At 44.7% G+C, this 16,217-nt stretch carries 15 protein-coding genes; 14 read left to right on the top strand and 1 reads right to left on the bottom strand.

The window, feature by feature from the left end; translation table 11 throughout:
• Nucleotides 1-72: 72 nt before the first annotated feature.
• From IEY13_RS27715 to IEY13_RS27695, 5 genes are all read left to right on the top strand, one after another.
• Nucleotides 73-468: an HYC_CC_PP family protein gene (locus IEY13_RS27715; protein WP_188958635.1), complete on the top strand. Its 396-nt coding sequence runs from the start codon at nucleotides 73-75 to the stop codon at nucleotides 466-468.
• A 111-nt stretch (nucleotides 469-579) separates the two neighbouring features.
• On the top strand, nucleotides 580-915 hold the full coding sequence (locus IEY13_RS27710) for a heavy-metal-associated domain-containing protein (RefSeq protein ID WP_188958634.1): 336 nt from the start codon (nucleotides 580-582) through the stop codon (nucleotides 913-915).
• A 23-nt stretch (nucleotides 916-938) separates the two neighbouring features.
• Nucleotides 939-1,481 carry a heavy-metal-associated domain-containing protein gene (locus IEY13_RS27705; RefSeq protein ID WP_188958631.1) on the top strand — a complete coding sequence of 181 codons (543 nt, stop codon included), beginning with the start codon at nucleotides 939-941 and terminating at the stop codon, nucleotides 1,479-1,481.
• A 10-nt stretch (nucleotides 1,482-1,491) separates the two neighbouring features.
• A complete protein-coding gene (locus tag IEY13_RS27700; RefSeq protein ID WP_229688045.1) occupies nucleotides 1,492-2,301 on the top strand; it encodes a hypothetical protein in 810 nt (269 codons plus the stop codon).
• A 10-nt stretch (nucleotides 2,302-2,311) separates the two neighbouring features.
• Entirely contained in the window at nucleotides 2,312-2,797 is a 486-nt protein-coding gene (locus IEY13_RS27695) for a GNAT family N-acetyltransferase (RefSeq protein ID WP_188958628.1), read from the top strand.
• Here the strand turns inward: IEY13_RS27695 and purN are convergent, their stop codons facing one another.
• A complete protein-coding gene (purN, locus tag IEY13_RS27690) occupies nucleotides 2,798-3,409 on the bottom strand; it encodes a phosphoribosylglycinamide formyltransferase (protein WP_188958627.1) in 612 nt (203 codons plus the stop codon). It lies immediately after the preceding gene.
• Nucleotides 3,410-3,645: 236 nt separating this feature from the next.
• On the opposite strand from purN, the gene IEY13_RS27685 reads away from it, so the two are divergent.
• From IEY13_RS27685 to cyoE, 9 genes are all read left to right on the top strand, one after another.
• Nucleotides 3,646-4,893: a c-type cytochrome gene (locus IEY13_RS27685; RefSeq protein WP_188958624.1), complete on the top strand. Its 1,248-nt coding sequence runs from the start codon at nucleotides 3,646-3,648 to the stop codon at nucleotides 4,891-4,893.
• 70 nt (nucleotides 4,894-4,963) lie between these two features.
• Nucleotides 4,964-8,098 (top strand): TAT-variant-translocated molybdopterin oxidoreductase, encoded by a 3,135-nt coding sequence (locus IEY13_RS27680; protein ID WP_188958622.1) that lies wholly within the window; start codon nucleotides 4,964-4,966, stop codon nucleotides 8,096-8,098.
• 75 nt (nucleotides 8,099-8,173) lie between these two features.
• Nucleotides 8,174-9,613, top strand: a complete 1,440-nt coding sequence (nrfD, locus tag IEY13_RS27675) for an NrfD/PsrC family molybdoenzyme membrane anchor subunit (RefSeq protein WP_188958616.1) — start codon at nucleotides 8,174-8,176, stop codon at nucleotides 9,611-9,613.
• Nucleotides 9,614-9,688: 75 nt separating this feature from the next.
• Nucleotides 9,689-10,279, top strand: coding sequence for a DUF3341 domain-containing protein (locus IEY13_RS27670; protein WP_188958615.1), 591 nt, complete (start codon nucleotides 9,689-9,691; stop codon nucleotides 10,277-10,279).
• A 17-nt stretch (nucleotides 10,280-10,296) separates the two neighbouring features.
• Nucleotides 10,297-10,935, top strand: a complete 639-nt coding sequence (locus IEY13_RS27665) for a c-type cytochrome (protein WP_188958613.1) — start codon at nucleotides 10,297-10,299, stop codon at nucleotides 10,933-10,935.
• Nucleotides 10,936-10,970: 35 nt separating this feature from the next.
• A complete protein-coding gene (locus tag IEY13_RS27660) occupies nucleotides 10,971-12,200 on the top strand; it encodes a quinol:cytochrome C oxidoreductase (RefSeq protein ID WP_188958611.1) in 1,230 nt (409 codons plus the stop codon).
• 49 nt (nucleotides 12,201-12,249) lie between these two features.
• On the top strand, nucleotides 12,250-13,353 hold the full coding sequence (locus IEY13_RS27655) for a cytochrome c oxidase subunit II (protein WP_188958609.1): 1,104 nt from the start codon (nucleotides 12,250-12,252) through the stop codon (nucleotides 13,351-13,353).
• A gap of 71 nt (nucleotides 13,354-13,424) precedes the next feature.
• Nucleotides 13,425-15,242: a cytochrome c oxidase subunit I gene (locus tag IEY13_RS27650; protein ID WP_188958607.1), complete on the top strand. Its 1,818-nt coding sequence runs from the start codon at nucleotides 13,425-13,427 to the stop codon at nucleotides 15,240-15,242.
• A gap of 79 nt (nucleotides 15,243-15,321) precedes the next feature.
• Nucleotides 15,322-16,215, top strand: a complete 894-nt coding sequence (cyoE, locus tag IEY13_RS27645) for a heme o synthase (protein WP_188958605.1) — start codon at nucleotides 15,322-15,324, stop codon at nucleotides 16,213-16,215.
• Nucleotides 16,216-16,217: the final 2 nt, after the last annotated feature.

The raw sequence follows: 16,217 nt of genomic DNA, 5'->3' as shown, positions 1-16,217 counted from the left end.
CTGTTACATTTTTAGAAAACTTTGTAAATCGCGTACCGGAAATCCTTCCTATTTTTGATACATCATTTCTCCATGAAGAAGCTATTTGTAGCCATATTAGCTGTTTTGTACCTGGGCGTTTCGTCCGGCGCTACTTTGCACATGCACTACTGCATGGGCAAGCTGCTGGGGGTAAGTCTGGTAGAAAAGCAGAGCAACAAATGCGGAAAGTGCGGCATGGAAAAAACCGCTGCACCCAAAAGCAAGTGTTGTAAAGATGAGCACAAACTGGTGAAGCTGGGTGATGACCATATGGTTTCGGCCTACATACAATTGTTGCAGGCACCTGCCATTTCACTACCGGCACCTGTTTATCCGGTAACCGCTCCGGAAGCAGTAGTTACTCCGGTATTACATGCCTACTCACACGGTCCACCCTACCCGGGTGAAATACCGCTGTTTATACGCCACTGCGTGTTCCTTATTTAATACTCATTTTTTATGCATAGACCATAGTGCTTCTGTACATGGTCAGTTTGTGTTGTGCCGTACTGAGGCCCGATACACGTTATTCCCTATCACTATACTCAAACAAATTGTATGAAATCTATCAAAACATTATTGGTAGCTGCCAGTGCATTACTGTCTGTTACCCTGTTTGCACAGGAAATTAAAACTGCCACTATTAAAGTAAACGGCAGCTGCGGTATGTGTAAAAAGAATATTGAAACTGCTGCCAAACAACCTGGCGTTTCCAAAGCAGAATGGAATAAAGAAACACATGTACTAACGCTGAGCTACGATGCAGCTAAAGTGAATACTGACTCTGTTCAGAAGAAAATTGCGGCCGCCGGTTACGACACCGAAAAGTTTAAAGCATCTGAGAAAGCCTACAAGGCGTTGGAAGAGTGCTGCCAGTATGAGAGAGTTCCTTAATTGACTATGTATAAAAAATGAGTATGAAAAAGTTAATCGCGATAATAGGTGTGTTTGTACTGGCTGTTTCCGTTTCCGGAACTGCCCAGGAAATTAAATCGGTATCTGTAAAAGCCAGCGGCCTTACCTGTAGTATGTGCAGCAAGGCTATTTTTAAAGCACTGGAAAAAGTGCCGTTTGTGAAATCTGTAGATGCCGATATTGAGAATTCGGGTTACGACCTTACGTTTAAACCCGGAGAAGCGGTGAGTCTGGACGCTTTAAAAGATGCGGTAACCGACGCCGGTTTTTCTGTGGCGGCTATGCAGGTAAAGGCAGACTTTACCGCTGCTGCTGTGCAGAACGATGCGCATATAAAAGGTGCCAACTATACTTTTCATTTTATTCAGGTGAAAGACACCACGTTACAGGGTGAGCAGCAGCTGCTGATACTGGACAAAGATTTTTTACCGGAGAAAGAGCGGAAGAAATACGCTGCCCAAACAGCAATGGCCTGCTTTGAAACCGGAAAAATGAAAAACCAGGCAGGCGGACAGGACAGGATTTACCACGTAACAATGAATTAAGAAGAGGAGTATGAAACGATATAGTAAGGCTGGCTGCCTGACAGCCAGCCTTTTCTTCCTGGCTGCTACCAGCTTTGGACAGGAATTATTTGTGTTTTCTGAGCCGGCCAGCAACATGCCGGCAAAGTCTGGCGGTATACGTGTAACGAGCAATGTGATGACGCGTAAAATGCCCGGCGCCCCGGATTACCAGTTACTGCCCGAGTTTATGCTGGGCGTTAACAAAAACCTGATGCTTCACGCCGAAGGATATGTAAGTAACAGCAACGGCAGTACCCGCGCAGAAGGTGGAGGTGTATATGCCAAATACCGGTTTTACACCACCGATCAGATGTACCGCCACTTCCGTATGGCTGCTTTTGGCCGTGTAGGCACCTCCCGGATGAACCGGATGCAGGAGGAAATTGAAACCAATGGTATGCAATCTGGATATGAGGCAGGATTTATTGCTACCCAGCTGCTGCACAAACAGGCTATTTCTGCTACCGTAAGTTTTGAACAGGTGCTGGGTGATGGCCGGAAAACAGGTTTTGCCAATGAGGCGGTTAACTACAGCCTGTCTACCGGCAGACTGCTGCACCCTTCCAGTTACAAACACTACGGCCAGCTGAATGTGAACTTTATGGCAGAGCTGATTGGGCAGAAAGCGCTGGGTAATAACAGATCCTTTCTGGATATTGCCCCTGCTATTCAGTTCATTATCAATAGCCAAACCCGTATTGATCTGGGTTACCGCCAGGAATTGTACAGCACACTTACCCGTACTTCGGCCAACAGTTTTCTGATAAGGCTGGAGCACACACTATTTAATGTGTTATAAACTGAATAATATGAAACAGCCGGAGATGTATGAGATAACCAGTGCAGATGATACGCGGATGAGCATCGTTATCCGGCTGTTTTCACAATATCTGAGTGAATTGGGGGAAGAACTGGGTTTTCAACAGGTAGATGCTGAACTGGAAAATCCGATGAAAAAGTACGGCCCCCCTGCCGGCGCGCTTTTGCTGGCTTATATAGATGGGCAACCGGCCGGTTGCGTGGCGCTACAGCCCCTGCCGGAAAAAGACACCTGCGAAATGAAACGCCTGTATGTGCTTCCGGAATTCAGGGGGTATAAACTGGGGCGTGTGCTGGCAGAAGCCATTGTGCAGAAAGCAACGGATATGGGTTACCATACCATGATGCTGGACACACTGGACAGGTTACAATCTGCCATAGCATTGTACCAAAGGATGGGATTTACCGGAACTGCCCCCTACTATAACAACCCCCTGGAGGGAGTTGTGTATATGCAGAAACCCCTGAGCCGGTAATTAGCGTTTCGCTTTAATGGTTTCTTCCACTACCCGGGGATAATGTTCGTGCTCTAATTTATGAATGCGCTGGGCGAGCGTTGCAGCAGTATCATCCGGAAATACAGGGCAGGTTGCCTGAAACAGATGCACGCCATTGTCGTACACTTCATCTACCACATGAATGGTAATACCACTTTCCGGCTCCTTATTGGCAATTACCGATTCGTGCACAAAGTTACCGTACATACCTTTTCCACCATATTTAGGCAGTAATGCAGGGTGAATATTGACAATTGAACCGGAAAAAGCCTGTATCAGTGCAGCCGGTACCTTCCACAAAAAGCCGGCTAGTACAATAAAACTGATACCGGTCTGCTTCAGTTCATCTACATAAGCATTGCCTCTGAAAAACTTCTCCTTATCAATAATTAATGTGGGTACCTGATATTCTGCGGCAATCTGGAGAACTCCGGCATCTATTTTATTGCTTACTACCAAAGCCACCTCAATACCTTTTTCCTGTGAAGCGGGGGTATTGCTGTTGAAGTATTCCATCAGCTTGCGTGCATTAGATCCTGCACCGGAGGCAAACACGGCAATTTTAGTACGGGGGGAAGCTGAGTTGGTCATAATTTTTGATGTAGTTGTTATATGAGAGTAAACAATATGTTCAGTGCATTGTTTGTAAGCACGAATTAGTGTCAATCGTACAAACGTTACTCCCACAATTTTCTGACAAATCACTGAAATGCAAGCCAGATGCGCTTAAAAAAATTTTTAAGCTGATGGTTTTTTGTCAGCCTCGTGTCATATTTTTGCACCCGTTCACGGATATTTTTCCACATCTACACAACCGAATTGTGAATATGATCCACCTAAGTCGTTTTGCCGGGAAGTTGATATTTGGATTCACACTGGCTTTTTTATTGCAGTTAGGAAATGGTGCTTTCGCGCAGGATGGAAAGGCTTTATTTTCGGCAAACTGTGCGTCCTGTCACTCTGTTACCAAAAAGTCGACTGGTCCCGCACTTGCTGGGGTAGAAGACCGCTGGCCTGACAAGAAAATGTTACACGCGTGGATCAGAAACAGCCAGGCGGTAATCAAAAGTGGTTACCCTTATGCAGTAAACCTGTATAATGAGTACAAAATCGCAATGAACTCATTTACATCTTTTTCCGATGCGGACATTGATGCAATTCTGGGTTATATTAAAACTGAAGCTGCGAAGAAGCCTGAAGGCCCTACAAATCCTGACGGACCAGTAGCTGAAAGCGATAACTCTCTGTTATTCGGTATCCTTACCCTGGTTCTGGCAGTAGTAGCTTTCATCTTATTACAGGTTAACAGCAACCTGCGTAAACTGGCAGATGATAAAGACGGTATTCCTGCACAGGAGCCGGTTCCTTTCTGGAGAAACAAAACTTACATCGCTTTCGTAGCAGTAATCTTATTCCTGGTAGGTGGCTTCTTTACAGTTAAAGGTGCTATTGGTTTAGGCCGCACTCAAAACTACGAGCCTAAGCAACCAATCTTCTACTCACACAAAGTACACGCCGGTACCAACCAGATCAACTGTTTGTACTGTCACGGTAACGCACAGGAAAGCAAACAGGCAACCATTCCTTCTGTTAATGTGTGTATGAACTGTCACATGTCAATTAACGAGTACACTGGTAAAGACAAACTGTTCAACGCAGAAGGTGAAGAAGTTAACGGTACTGCTGAAATTCAGAAATTATATAAGTACGCAGGATTTACGCCAGGCCAGCCATGGGATGCTTCTAAAGCAACTCCTATTGAGTGGACCCGTATTCACAACCTGCCTGACCACGTATACTTTAACCACTCACAGCACGTAGCTGCCGGTAAAGTACAATGTCAGACCTGTCACGGCGAGATCAACAAAATGGATGAAGTAAAACAATTTGCAGATCTGAGCATGGGCTGGTGTATCAATTGTCACCGCACTACACAGGTACAATTCAAAGACAACGGTTATTACAGCATTTACGAGAAATACCACGAGAACCTGAAGAACGGTAAGTTCGACAGCACTAAAGGTATTACCGTAGAAATGATTGGTGGTACTGAGTGTCAAAAATGTCACTATTAACAGAAGGATATACGATCCGCAAAGATCATAGACCCGTATACGAATTATCGAATATTATCAAATAGATATAATGGAGCAGAAAAAGTACTGGCAAAGTTTTGGTGAGCTGAATGACTCTGAGGCATATCAGCAATCAGGTAAAGATGAGTTCCAGGAACAACTTCCTTTCGAAGCCGATAATAAAGGTTTGATGGAGGCAGTTACTCCCAGAAGAGATTTTCTGAAATATTTAGGATTCAGCACTGCTGCTGCTGCGGTAGCCGCCAGCTGCGAGATTCCTGTTAAGAAAGCTATCCCTTTTGCAAACAAACCGGAAGACATCGTACCAGGTGTAGCCAATTATTATGCCACAACTTATGTGCAGGATGGTGACGTACTGAGCGTACTGGCGAGAGTGAGAGATGGCCGTCCTATTAAAATAGAAGGTAACGACCTTAGCCCGATATATAAAGGTTGTACAACCGCCAGAGCAGAAGCTTCTGTACTGGATTTGTACGACACAGCGCGTCTGCGCTTCCCTACCGTTAATGGTAAAGAAGTAACTTTTGACGCAGCTGACAAAGCGGTTGCTGCTGCTTTAGGTAATGTAGGTGCTGCGCCTGTAGTTATTCTGACTACGAGCATTGTATCGCCTACTACCAAAGAAGTAATCGCGCAATTCCTGGCAAAATATCCCGGCAGCCGTCATGTAACTTATGACGCGGTTTCTTATTCCGGTCTGTTGCTGGCTAATGAAGCTACTTATGGTAAGAGAGCTATTCCTTCTTACCGTTTTGATAATGCCAAAGTAATCGCCAGTATTGGTGCTGACTTCCTGGCAACCTGGTTATCCCCTGCTGAGTTTGCAAAACAATATGCTCCCAACAGAAGGATTGACGAGAAGAACCCACAAATGAGCAAGCACTTCCAGTTTGAGAGTGTGTTAAGCTCAACTGGTGCCAGCGCGGATGAAAGATTCCTGTGCCGTCCTTCAGAGTGGGGTGCTATTGCAGTTGCACTGTTAGGTGCCATCAACGGTCAGGGTGTAAGCGGTATCGCTGACAAGAAACTGGCTGAAGGCATTGAGAAAACTGCTAAAGAACTGGCTGCCAATAAAGGTCAATCATTAGTAGTGTGTGCAAGCAACGATGTGAACGTTCAGATTGTTGTAAACGCTATCAACGAAGCTTTACAGGCTGGTGGTAAAACCATCGACTGGACTGCAACTATCAATAACCGTCAGGGCATTGACACTGAGTTTGCTGCACTGGTGGAAGATATGAATGCTGGTAAAGTAGGTGCTTTACTGATTCACGGCGCTAACCCTGCTTACAGCTGGTTTGCTGCTGACAAATTCAAAAGCGGTTTAGCGAAGGTAAATGCTACCATCTCTTTCAGCGCGAAAGAAGATGAAACTACTTCAGGTTGCAAAATTGTAATTCCTGATCATCACTTCCTGGAAAGCTGGGGTGATGCAGAACCTAAAACTGGTTATTTCTCTCTGATACAACCTACTATCTATCCTTTATTCAAAACCCGTCAGTGGCAGGACAGCCTGTTAAAGTGGTCTGGTGCTACTACTGATTACCTGGGTTTTGTTAAACAATACTGGATTGGTAAACTGGGCAGCGAAAGCGCATGGGACAAAGCATTACAGGATGGGGTGATCAATCCTGCTGCTGAAGCTCCGCTGACTGCCGGTGCATTCAATGCCGGTGCAGTAGCTGGTGCGGTTTCTGCCGTAAGCTCTGCTAAGAAAGGTGGAAAAGTGGAATTGGTATTATATCAGAAAGTAGGTATTGGTGAAGGCCAGGGTGCCAGCAACCCATTCCTGCAGGAATTACCAGATCCTATTACCCGTGCGGTGTGGGATAACTACCTGATTATTTCTCCTGCAAAAGCCAGAACATTGTTAGACATTGATCTGAACAATAACGGCCAGGCTGATAAATACGAAACTGTTCCTGCTAAAAAAGTAGTGAAAGTAACTGTAAACGGAAAGAGCATAGAATTACCTACGCTGATTATTCCGGGTACACATCCTGATACCGTTGGTATCGCTTTGGGTTACGGTCGTTCTGAGAAAGTAGGAAAGGCTGCCAAGAATGTAGGTAAAAACGCCTTTATCCTGGCTGCTTTAAAAGGTAACACTGTAGACTTTACTGCTTCAGACGTTACGCTGGAATTGACTAAAGAAACTTACGAAGTAGCACTGACTCAAACCCACAACCGTTACGATACCGCACAAGGTAACCGTACCGAAGTGGTGAAAGAAATTACGCTGGCTGCTTTCAAACACGATCCGGAAGAAATCCGTCGTGAAAGAGAAGCTGAGCTGAAGCCTTTCGGTGGTATTGAGAATTACGAAAAAGAAGGTACCATTTATCCTGTGTACGAAAGACCAGGTATTAAATGGGGTATGAGTATAGACCTGAACGCCTGTACCGGTTGCGGTGCCTGCGTAGTAGCTTGTAACGTTGAAAACAACATTCCTGTTGTAGGTAAAAACGAAGCAATGCGCTACCACGATATGCACTGGTTACGTATTGACCGTTACTACAGCGGCGACATGGACAACCCGAACGTGGTGTTCCAACCAATGATGTGTCAGCACTGTGACAACGCTCCTTGTGAAAACGTTTGTCCGGTAGCAGCTACCAACCACAGCAGCGAAGGTCTGAACCAGATGACTTACAACCGTTGTATCGGTACCCGTTATTGCGCTAACAACTGTCCTTATAAAGTACGTCGCTTCAACTGGGCTGACTATACAGGAGCTGACAGCTTCCCTGACAACCAGCGTGGTGAAGTAGATGACGTGGTTCTGAACATGAACGACGACTTAACCAGAATGGTGTTAAACCCTGATGTTACTGTTCGTTCACGTGGTGTAATTGAAAAATGTTCTTTCTGCGTACAGCGTTTACAGGATGCAAAACTGAAAGCGAAGAAAGCAGGTCGTCCGATGAAAGATGCTGATCTGGATGTAGCTTGTAAATCAGCTTGTCCAAGTGATTGTTTCACCTTCGGTAACGTAAATGACAAAGAGAGTGACATTTACAAAGCACGTACACAGAATCCTAACCGTATATTCTATGCACTGGAGCAGATACACGTTATGCCTAACGTAAGCTACCTGGCTAAAGTGCGTAATTCAGATGAGCCTGCACACAATGGTGGTCAACATCATGCTGCACCAGCTGCGGAACCAGCTCATCACGGTTAATTGAGAATAAAGGAAAAGAAGGCGAAATAAGAATTTAAAGATCAGCCGGGTTAGCCCGGAGTTAAACCATACCAAATGCATCTTAAGTACGAATCACAGCTAAGGGAACCACTGGTAACTGGTAATAAGGATTATCACCAGGTGACTGAGGATATTTGCCGCCCTATAGAAGCGAAGCCAACCAAGTTATGGTATGTTGGTTTTTTCATTGCAGTAACCCTGTTGATGTTTGGTGTATACAGCGTTTACCGTGAGGTTACTTATGGTATTGGCCAGTGGAACCTGAACAAGACTATTGGTTGGGGATGGGATATCACCAACTTCGTATGGTGGGTAGGTATCGGTCACGCCGGTACACTGATTTCCGCAATCCTGTTACTGTTCCGTCAGGGATGGAGAACTGGTGTAAACCGTGCGGCGGAAGCGATGACCATTTTTGCGGTAATGTGTGCGGGTCAGTTCCCGATCTTCCACATGGGTCGCGTATGGATGGCGTTCTTCGTATTACCTTATCCTAACACCCGCGGACCACTGTGGACTAACTTCAACTCTCCGCTGTTGTGGGACGTATTTGCGATTTCTACTTACTTTACTGTATCACTGCTGTTCTGGTACTCAGGTCTGATTCCTGACTTTGCTACAGTACGTGACCGCGCTAAAACCAAATTACGTAAATTATTATACGGTGTAGCTTCATTCGGCTGGACTGGTAGCACCAAACACTGGCAGCGTCATGAGAGCTTATCTCTGGTACTGGCTGGTTTGTCTACCCCTCTGGTACTGTCTGTACACACTATCGTATCATTCGACTTTGCAACTTCTGTAATTCCGGGATGGCACACTACCATCTTCCCTCCGTACTTCGTTGCGGGTGCGGTATTCTCCGGATTTGCGATGGTGCAAACGCTGATGCTGATGCTGCGTAAAATATTTGTACTGGAAGATTATATTACTCTTGGCCACATTGAAGCAATGAACAAGGTAATTGTATTAACCGGTTCCATAGTAGGTTGTGCTTATCTGACTGAATTATTCATGGGTTGGTATAGCCAGAACAAATATGAGGGTTACACTTTCTGGTACAGCCGTGCCAACCTCTTCAGCCCTTATGGGTGGAGCTACTGGGGCATGATGGCTTGTAACGTAATCAGCCCGCAGTTATTCTGGTCGCGCAAACTGAGAAGAAACCTGTTTGTTACCTTCTTCATGAGTATTATTGTGAACATTGGTATGTGGTTCGAACGTTTCGTAATCATCGTTACCTCTTTGTATCGTGACTATCTGCCTTCCAGCTGGTCTCCTTACTACAGTCCTTCCATCTGGGAAATGGGCTTCTACGCCGGTACATTCGGTTTATTCTTCACCTGCTTCTTCCTGTTTGCGAAATACTTCCCTGTAATCGCGATAGCAGAGATCAAGTATGTACTGAAAGTAAGTGGTGATAACTACAAGGCCGGAGTGGAGAAAGAAGAGAAAATGCCTGTGGAGGAATTTGTTCACGAGTACGCACACTAATTAATAACATAAAGTAGAAATTCAAAAATAGGTTCGTCTTTGAATTTTAGTTTTTGACTTTTGAATTAGAATATTATGGCAAAGAAGACATTTGTTGTTGGGGCTTTTAGCGATGAGGCGGTATTGTTTCCTGCAGTAAAGAAGGTACGTACTGCAGGTTATAAAATACACGATGTGTATACGCCTTTTCCGGTGCATGGTCTGGACCATGCGCTGGGTATGCGGGAAACCAGCCTGCACACAGCGGGTTTTATTTATGGTATTACCGGTACCACTACAGCTCTCAGCTGCATTAGCTGGATATTTACCAAAGACTGGCCTTTGAACATTGGTGGTAAACCACATTTTGCGCTGCCGGCCTGGGTACCTATTACCTTTGAGTTAACCGTATTATTTGCTGCGGTAGGTATGGTACTTACATTTTGCTACCTGTGCCAGTTAGCTCCTTTCGTTAAAAAGCATACTTTCCATATCCGTGCTACAGATGATCTGTTTATCATGGCCATTGAGTGTACTGATAAAACAAATACAGATGAGCTGCAGGCTTTCCTTTCCAGCACCGGTGCTACTGAAGTTAACCTTCAGCATGCGGAAGCAGGATGGTGGTATGGCCGTTACGACCAGGAGCAGCAATTAATTACAGAACCTAAGGCTACAGTTGCATAAATCAGAATTCAAGCAAGATGAAAAAATTATCGATCATATTTGTTCTGGCAGCAGGGGTAACAATCGTTGGCTGCAGTGATGTTAAGCGGAAGCCAGGCGCAGTATATATGCCTGATATGGGAGACAGCCGTGCTTACGAAACTTACGCAGATCATAAGCACCTGGCAGACAGCGGTATTTTTTATAACAACAGACCTGTAAACGGAACAATAGCCCGCGGGGAAGAGTTACCTTTTCCTCTGGCAAAAGATGCGGTTGGTGATTCTACTAACTATGTAGCATCTAAAGCGATTCCTAATCCATTACCTGCATTGAACGCTGCGGAACTTAAAGAAGCAGAACGTTTATATCTGATTAACTGTGGTATTTGCCATGGCTCCAAACTGGACGGTAATGGTCCATTGTATAAAGGTGGTGATGGTCCTTACGTTGCAAAACCAGCACAACTGGTAGGTGCACAGTACGACAACATGCCCGACGGACAGATGTTCTATTCTGTTCAATACGGTAAAAACATGATGGGAAGCTATGCTTCTCAGCTGAGCCGCAAGCAGCGCTGGAGCATTATTCATTACATTAAAGCAAAACAAGCTGAAGCAAAAGGTGGTTCTGCTGCACCAGCGGCGCAGGATAGTACCAGCACTGCTAAAAAGTAATCAGCAATCATTTAACCAGAGATAAAAGAAATAAAATGGCATCTATCAGAGCGCAATTTGAGATTCCGGGTAAAATGAAAACATGGTCGATAGCCCTGATCGCTATAGGTATACTGGCTTTCATTATAGGATTGGTTACTAAGGCCACGCATGGCGAGCATGGTAAGGTTGAATTTATTGGTACACTGATGTACAATAGTATTTTCTTTACCCTTGTTTGTAATGCAAGCATGTTTTTCATCTGCGCTACAACTTTGGCTATGGGTGGCTGGCAGATTGCTTTCCGCCGTGTTCCGGAAGCTATTTCTACTGTGGTTCCCTGGTTTGGTGGAATTACATGGCTGATTCTCTTCTATGTTGTGGTTATTGATCATAACCATCATATTTACCACTGGCTGGATGAGAAGGCGGTTGACGGTGATAATATCCTGAGAGGTAAAAAAGGATTTCTGAATCCTACTTTCTACCTGGTATGGACTACACTGGCAATTGGTCTTTGGATTCTGCTGGGCAGAAGAATGCGCAAACTGAGCAGCCAGGCTGATGAAAAAGCGATGGATGCCGAAGAAGGTCAGCGCTATATCTGGAAGAACACGGTATCTGCAGCTTTATTTATCGTATGGTTTGCACTTACTGTTGGTTCTACTATTCCCTGGTTATGGCAGATGAGCATTGATGCGCATTGGTACAGCACTATGTATAGCTGGTACACTTTTGCAAGCTCTTTTGTTTCTGGTATGTCGCTGGTTGCCTTGTTTGTTATTTACCTGAAAAATAAAGGGTACCTGGAATTTACTACCCAGGAGCACCTGCACGATATTGGTAAGTTCATGTTTGCATTCTCTATCTTCTGGACTTACCTGTGGTTTTCTCAGTACATGCTGATCTGGTATGCGAACATACCTGAAGAAACCGTGTACTTCCAACATCGCGTTCTGGGACCTTACAAAGGCATCTTCTTCCTGAACCTGATTATTAACTTCGTATGTCCTATCCTGATTCTGATGAAGCGTGGTGCGAAGAGAAACTATACACTGATTACTTTCATGGCAGTACTGATCATCTTTGGTCACTGGGTTGATTTTTACCAGATGGTGATGGGTAGCTTGTCTAAAGAGCACGTAACTCTGGGATGGCTGGACTTCGGTATCGCTGCCTTCTTTGTAGGTATGATTATTATGATTGTTGGTAAATCACTGGCAAGCAAGCCGCTGGTTGCTAAATATCATCCTTACCTGAAAGAAAGTATTATACACCATACGTAAGAGGAGCGATAAGATAAACGAATTAGAAAATTATTAGAATAAGAGTATTATGTCAATGTTTTTTACCATCGCAGTGATAATACTGGTGTTCCTGGTGATCTTCCAGATTGCCAAAGCCAGCGAGTATGTGTCTGTGTTGAAGGGTGAAGAGAAATCACGCGCCCAGAGCAATAAGATCAACGGATTTCTGATGGTCGCTTTTCTGGTACTGGGCCTGATAGGAGTATACCTGTGCAACAAAGCTTTGTATCATAAAACACTGTTACCTCAGGGTAGTGCCAGTGTGCAAGGCGAGAAAGTGGATAGCATGTTGTGGGTTACTTTGATATTAACCGGAGTTGTGTTTGTAGCTACCCAGATAGTACTGTTTGTATTTGCTTACAAGTATCAGGAGAATCCAAAACGCAAAGTTTTCTTCTTTCCTCATAACAACACACTTGAACTGATCTGGACCGTAGTTCCTGCTATCGCACTGACTGTGCTGGTGGTAATTGGTTTACGTAACTGGTTTATGTTTACCAGCGAAGCTCCTGCTAACGCCCTGCGTGTAGAAGTTACCGGTAAGCAATTCGGTTGGGTTTTCCGTTATGCTGGTAAAGACAACGAGTTTGGTAAGAAATATTTCCGCATTATTGATGACGCTGGTAACAACCCGTTAGGCCAGATCTGGGCTGATAACGAGCAGTTCCGTCTGAAGGCTGATCCTGCTAATAACGACGATATCGTTGTTCAGCAAACAATGTATGTTGTAAAGGATAAGCCTGTTCAACTGATCATCAATTCAAGAGACGTAATACATGACGTAGGTTTACCTGCATTCCGTATGAAAATGGATGCGGTGCCAGGTACGCCCACTACTTTATGGTTTACCCCTAAGTATACCACTAAAGAGATGAAAGAGAGAACCGGTAATCCTGATTACATTTACGAGATCAGTTGTGATCAGATGTGTGGTAACGGTCACTACTCTATGAAAGGTATTATAGAAGTAGTAACTCAGGAAGAGTATGATGCATGGTTGGCTAAACAAACGCCTAACTATCTGGTGGCTAATCCACCGGCAGAGCCTGCAGCTACTCCGGCAGTACCGGCAGCTAAAGACAGCACATTAAAACCTGCTGCTGACAGCGCGCATACTGTTGCAATAAAATAAACTGGTTGAGGCTTGCTAAGCCATTGAATTGAAATATAGAATAAGTTATATAGTCCAATAAAGAGTTTGATATGAGTAACGAAGCTGTTCTGCATGCAAACGTGGGTGTTTCCGGGCATGATGCGCATCATGATGAGCATCACGGGCATCATCATGAGACATTTATCTCGAAGTACGTTTTCAGCATGGACCATAAGATGATTGCAAAACAATTCCTGATTACAGGTATGGTTTGGGCAGTATTGGGTGGTTTGATGTCTGTATTATTCCGTTTGCAACTGGGCTATCCCGATTCTACTTTTCCCTGGTTAGAAGATATCCTGGGTAAATGGGCCAAAGGTGGCCGTATTAGTGCAGAAGCTTATTATGCACTGGTTACTACGCACGGTACCGTTCTGGTATTCTTCGTATTAACAGCGGGTTTGAGTGGTACGTTTTCTAACTTCCTGATTCCGCTGCAGATTGGTGCGAGAGATATGGCTTCTCCGTTAATGAACATGCTGAGCTACTGGTTCTTTTTTATTGCCAGTATTGTAATGCTGTCTTCTGTATTTATTGAAACCGGTCCGTTTAGTGGTGGCTGGACTGCTTATCCTCCGCTGAGTGCGCTGGGTGATGCTTCTCCAGGTTCTAAAACCGGTATGGACCTTTGGTTAACTGCGATGGCCCTGTTTGTGGTTTCTCAGTTACTGGCTGGTTTGAACTATATAGCTACTATCCTGAACATGCGTACAAAAGGTATGAGCATGACCAGATTGCCTCTGACTATCTGGGCGCTGTTCTTCACCGCTGTTCTGGGTGTATTATCTTTCCCTGTATTATTCTCAGGTTTCATCCTGCTGATATTCGACCGTAACTTCGGTACCAGCTTCTACCTATCTGATATCTTCCTGAGCACCACCAACACCGCGTTACCTAACGAAGGTGGTAGTGCCATCCTGTATCAGCACTTGTTCTGGTTCCTTGGTCACCCCGAAGTATATATCATCCTGTTACCAGCGATGGGTATGGCTTCTGAAGTACTTTCTACCAACGCGCGTAAACCTATCTTCGGTTATATGGCGATGGTGGGTTCTATGTTCGCCATTGCAGTACTGGCCTTCCTGGTATGGGCGCACCACATGTTTGTAACTGGTCTGAACCCATTCTTAGGATCTATATTCGTGTTACTGACCCTGTTGATTGCGGTACCATCTGCTATTAAGGTGTTTAACTGGTTAACCACCCTGTGGCGCGGTAATATCCGCTTTACTCCGGCTATGATGTTCGCTATCGGTTTTGTTAGCTTATTCATCTCTGGTGGTTTAACAGGTATCTGGTTAGGTAACTCTGCACTGGATATTCACCTGCACGATACTTATTTTGTAATTGCACACTTCCACATTGTAATGGGTGTAGCTTCCATGTTCGGTATGTTTGCCGGTGTTTACCACTGGTATCCGAAGATGTACGGAACCTACATGAACAATACACTGGCTTATATCCACTTCTGGATTACCTTAATTGGTGCTTACCTGATTTTCTGGCCAATGCACTATGAAGGTCTGGCTGGTATGCCTCGTCGTTACTACGACTATGGCGTGTGGGAAAGCTTTAAGCAGTTTGTTGAGCTGAACAGATTTATCAGTACGGTAGTAATTATTGTATTTGCTGCTCAGTTCTTCTTCCTGTTCAACTTCTTCTATTCTATTTTCAAAGGAAGAAAAGTTACTACTACCAACCCATGGGGTTCTAACACCCTGGAGTGGACTACACCTATCAAGCCTGGCCACGGTAACTGGACTGGTGAGATTCCTGAAGTTCACCGTTGGGCTTATGACTATGGTAAGGATGGTCAGGATTTCATTCCGCAGACAGTACCTGTTGGCGATAATGAAACCCAGCACTAATAAGATTGTTATATAACTAATTATACGCCTGATGCCCTGAGAAATCAGGGCATCGGTATTAAAGCGCAGAAGGAATTTGATGACGGCAGAAATACATAACACGCTTAGCTGGAAAGACAAGCTGAAGGATTATAAGGAACTGATGAAGTTTACACTCAGCTTCACGGTAGTATTCTCCTGCGTGATTTGCTATTTGCTGGCACCTAAGGTGGTGGAGTTTGACTGGAGCCGTATTATTCTTTTGTTTATCGCCGGCATGCTGATATCTGGCAGTGCCAATGCTATTAACCAGGCGGTAGAAAAAGACACCGATGCGGTAATGAAGAGAACGGCTAACAGGCCAGTGGCCAGTGGCCGGATGTCGGTAAACGAAGCGTATACTTTCGCTTTGATTGCCGGGTTGGTGGGAATAATCATGATGTATTATTTCTTTAACCTGTCTTCTGCTCTGGTATCTGCTTTCAGTTTGTTTTTGTATGCGTTTATTTATACCCCGGTAAAAAAGATCAGTTCTATTGCTGTTCTGGTGGGAGCCATTCCCGGAGCACTTCCCTGCCTGATTGGCTGGGTGGCCGGAAATGATGATTTCAGCGCCGGTGGCTGGGTTTTGTTCGGTATACAGTTTTTGTGGCAGTTTCCACACTTTTGGGCAATAGCCTGGGTGGCGCACGGAGATTACAGCAAGGCTGGTTTTAAACTGTTACCTGCAGATAAGGGGCCTACTAAGTTTACAGCTGTACAGTGTGTAATGTATTCTGTGCTGATGGTTCCGGTTTGTATGCTGCCTTATTATTTCGGGTTAACGGGTATAGTAAGCTTCTGGATTGTGCTGGTACTGAATCTTTTTCTGATCATTCAATGCGTGAGACTGTTTAATGCTATGGATGTGAAGTCAGCCAGAAGAGTAATGTTCAGCAGTTATATTTATTTGCCATTGGTTTTTCTGGCTTTACTGGCAGATAAGGTACATTAATT

The organism is Filimonas zeae (assembly GCF_014641615.1).
Lineage (GTDB): Bacteria > Bacteroidota > Bacteroidia > Chitinophagales > Chitinophagaceae > Filimonas > Filimonas zeae.
The sequence above is the reverse complement of the archived record's forward strand: the minus strand, read 5'-3'. Positions and strand labels throughout refer to the sequence as shown.

Coding starts and splice junctions, on each gene's coding strand:
- IEY13_RS27715 (WP_188958635.1), top strand. CDS start 73: ATGAAGAAGCTATTTGTAGCCATATTAGCTGTTTTGTACCTGGGCGTT.
- IEY13_RS27710 (WP_188958634.1), top strand. CDS start 580: ATGAAATCTATCAAAACATTATTGGTAGCTGCCAGTGCATTACTGTCT.
- IEY13_RS27705 (WP_188958631.1), top strand. CDS start 939: ATGAAAAAGTTAATCGCGATAATAGGTGTGTTTGTACTGGCTGTTTCC.
- IEY13_RS27700 (WP_229688045.1), top strand. CDS start 1,492: ATGAAACGATATAGTAAGGCTGGCTGCCTGACAGCCAGCCTTTTCTTC.
- IEY13_RS27695 (WP_188958628.1), top strand. CDS start 2,312: ATGAAACAGCCGGAGATGTATGAGATAACCAGTGCAGATGATACGCGG.
- purN (WP_188958627.1), bottom strand. CDS start 3,409: ATGACCAACTCAGCTTCCCCCCGTACTAAAATTGCCGTGTTTGCCTCC.
- IEY13_RS27685 (WP_188958624.1), top strand. CDS start 3,646: ATGATCCACCTAAGTCGTTTTGCCGGGAAGTTGATATTTGGATTCACA.
- IEY13_RS27680 (WP_188958622.1), top strand. CDS start 4,964: ATGGAGCAGAAAAAGTACTGGCAAAGTTTTGGTGAGCTGAATGACTCT.
- nrfD (WP_188958616.1), top strand. CDS start 8,174: ATGCATCTTAAGTACGAATCACAGCTAAGGGAACCACTGGTAACTGGT.
- IEY13_RS27670 (WP_188958615.1), top strand. CDS start 9,689: ATGGCAAAGAAGACATTTGTTGTTGGGGCTTTTAGCGATGAGGCGGTA.
- IEY13_RS27665 (WP_188958613.1), top strand. CDS start 10,297: ATGAAAAAATTATCGATCATATTTGTTCTGGCAGCAGGGGTAACAATC.
- IEY13_RS27660 (WP_188958611.1), top strand. CDS start 10,971: ATGGCATCTATCAGAGCGCAATTTGAGATTCCGGGTAAAATGAAAACA.
- IEY13_RS27655 (WP_188958609.1), top strand. CDS start 12,250: ATGTCAATGTTTTTTACCATCGCAGTGATAATACTGGTGTTCCTGGTG.
- IEY13_RS27650 (WP_188958607.1), top strand. CDS start 13,425: ATGAGTAACGAAGCTGTTCTGCATGCAAACGTGGGTGTTTCCGGGCAT.
- cyoE (WP_188958605.1), top strand. CDS start 15,322: ATGACGGCAGAAATACATAACACGCTTAGCTGGAAAGACAAGCTGAAG.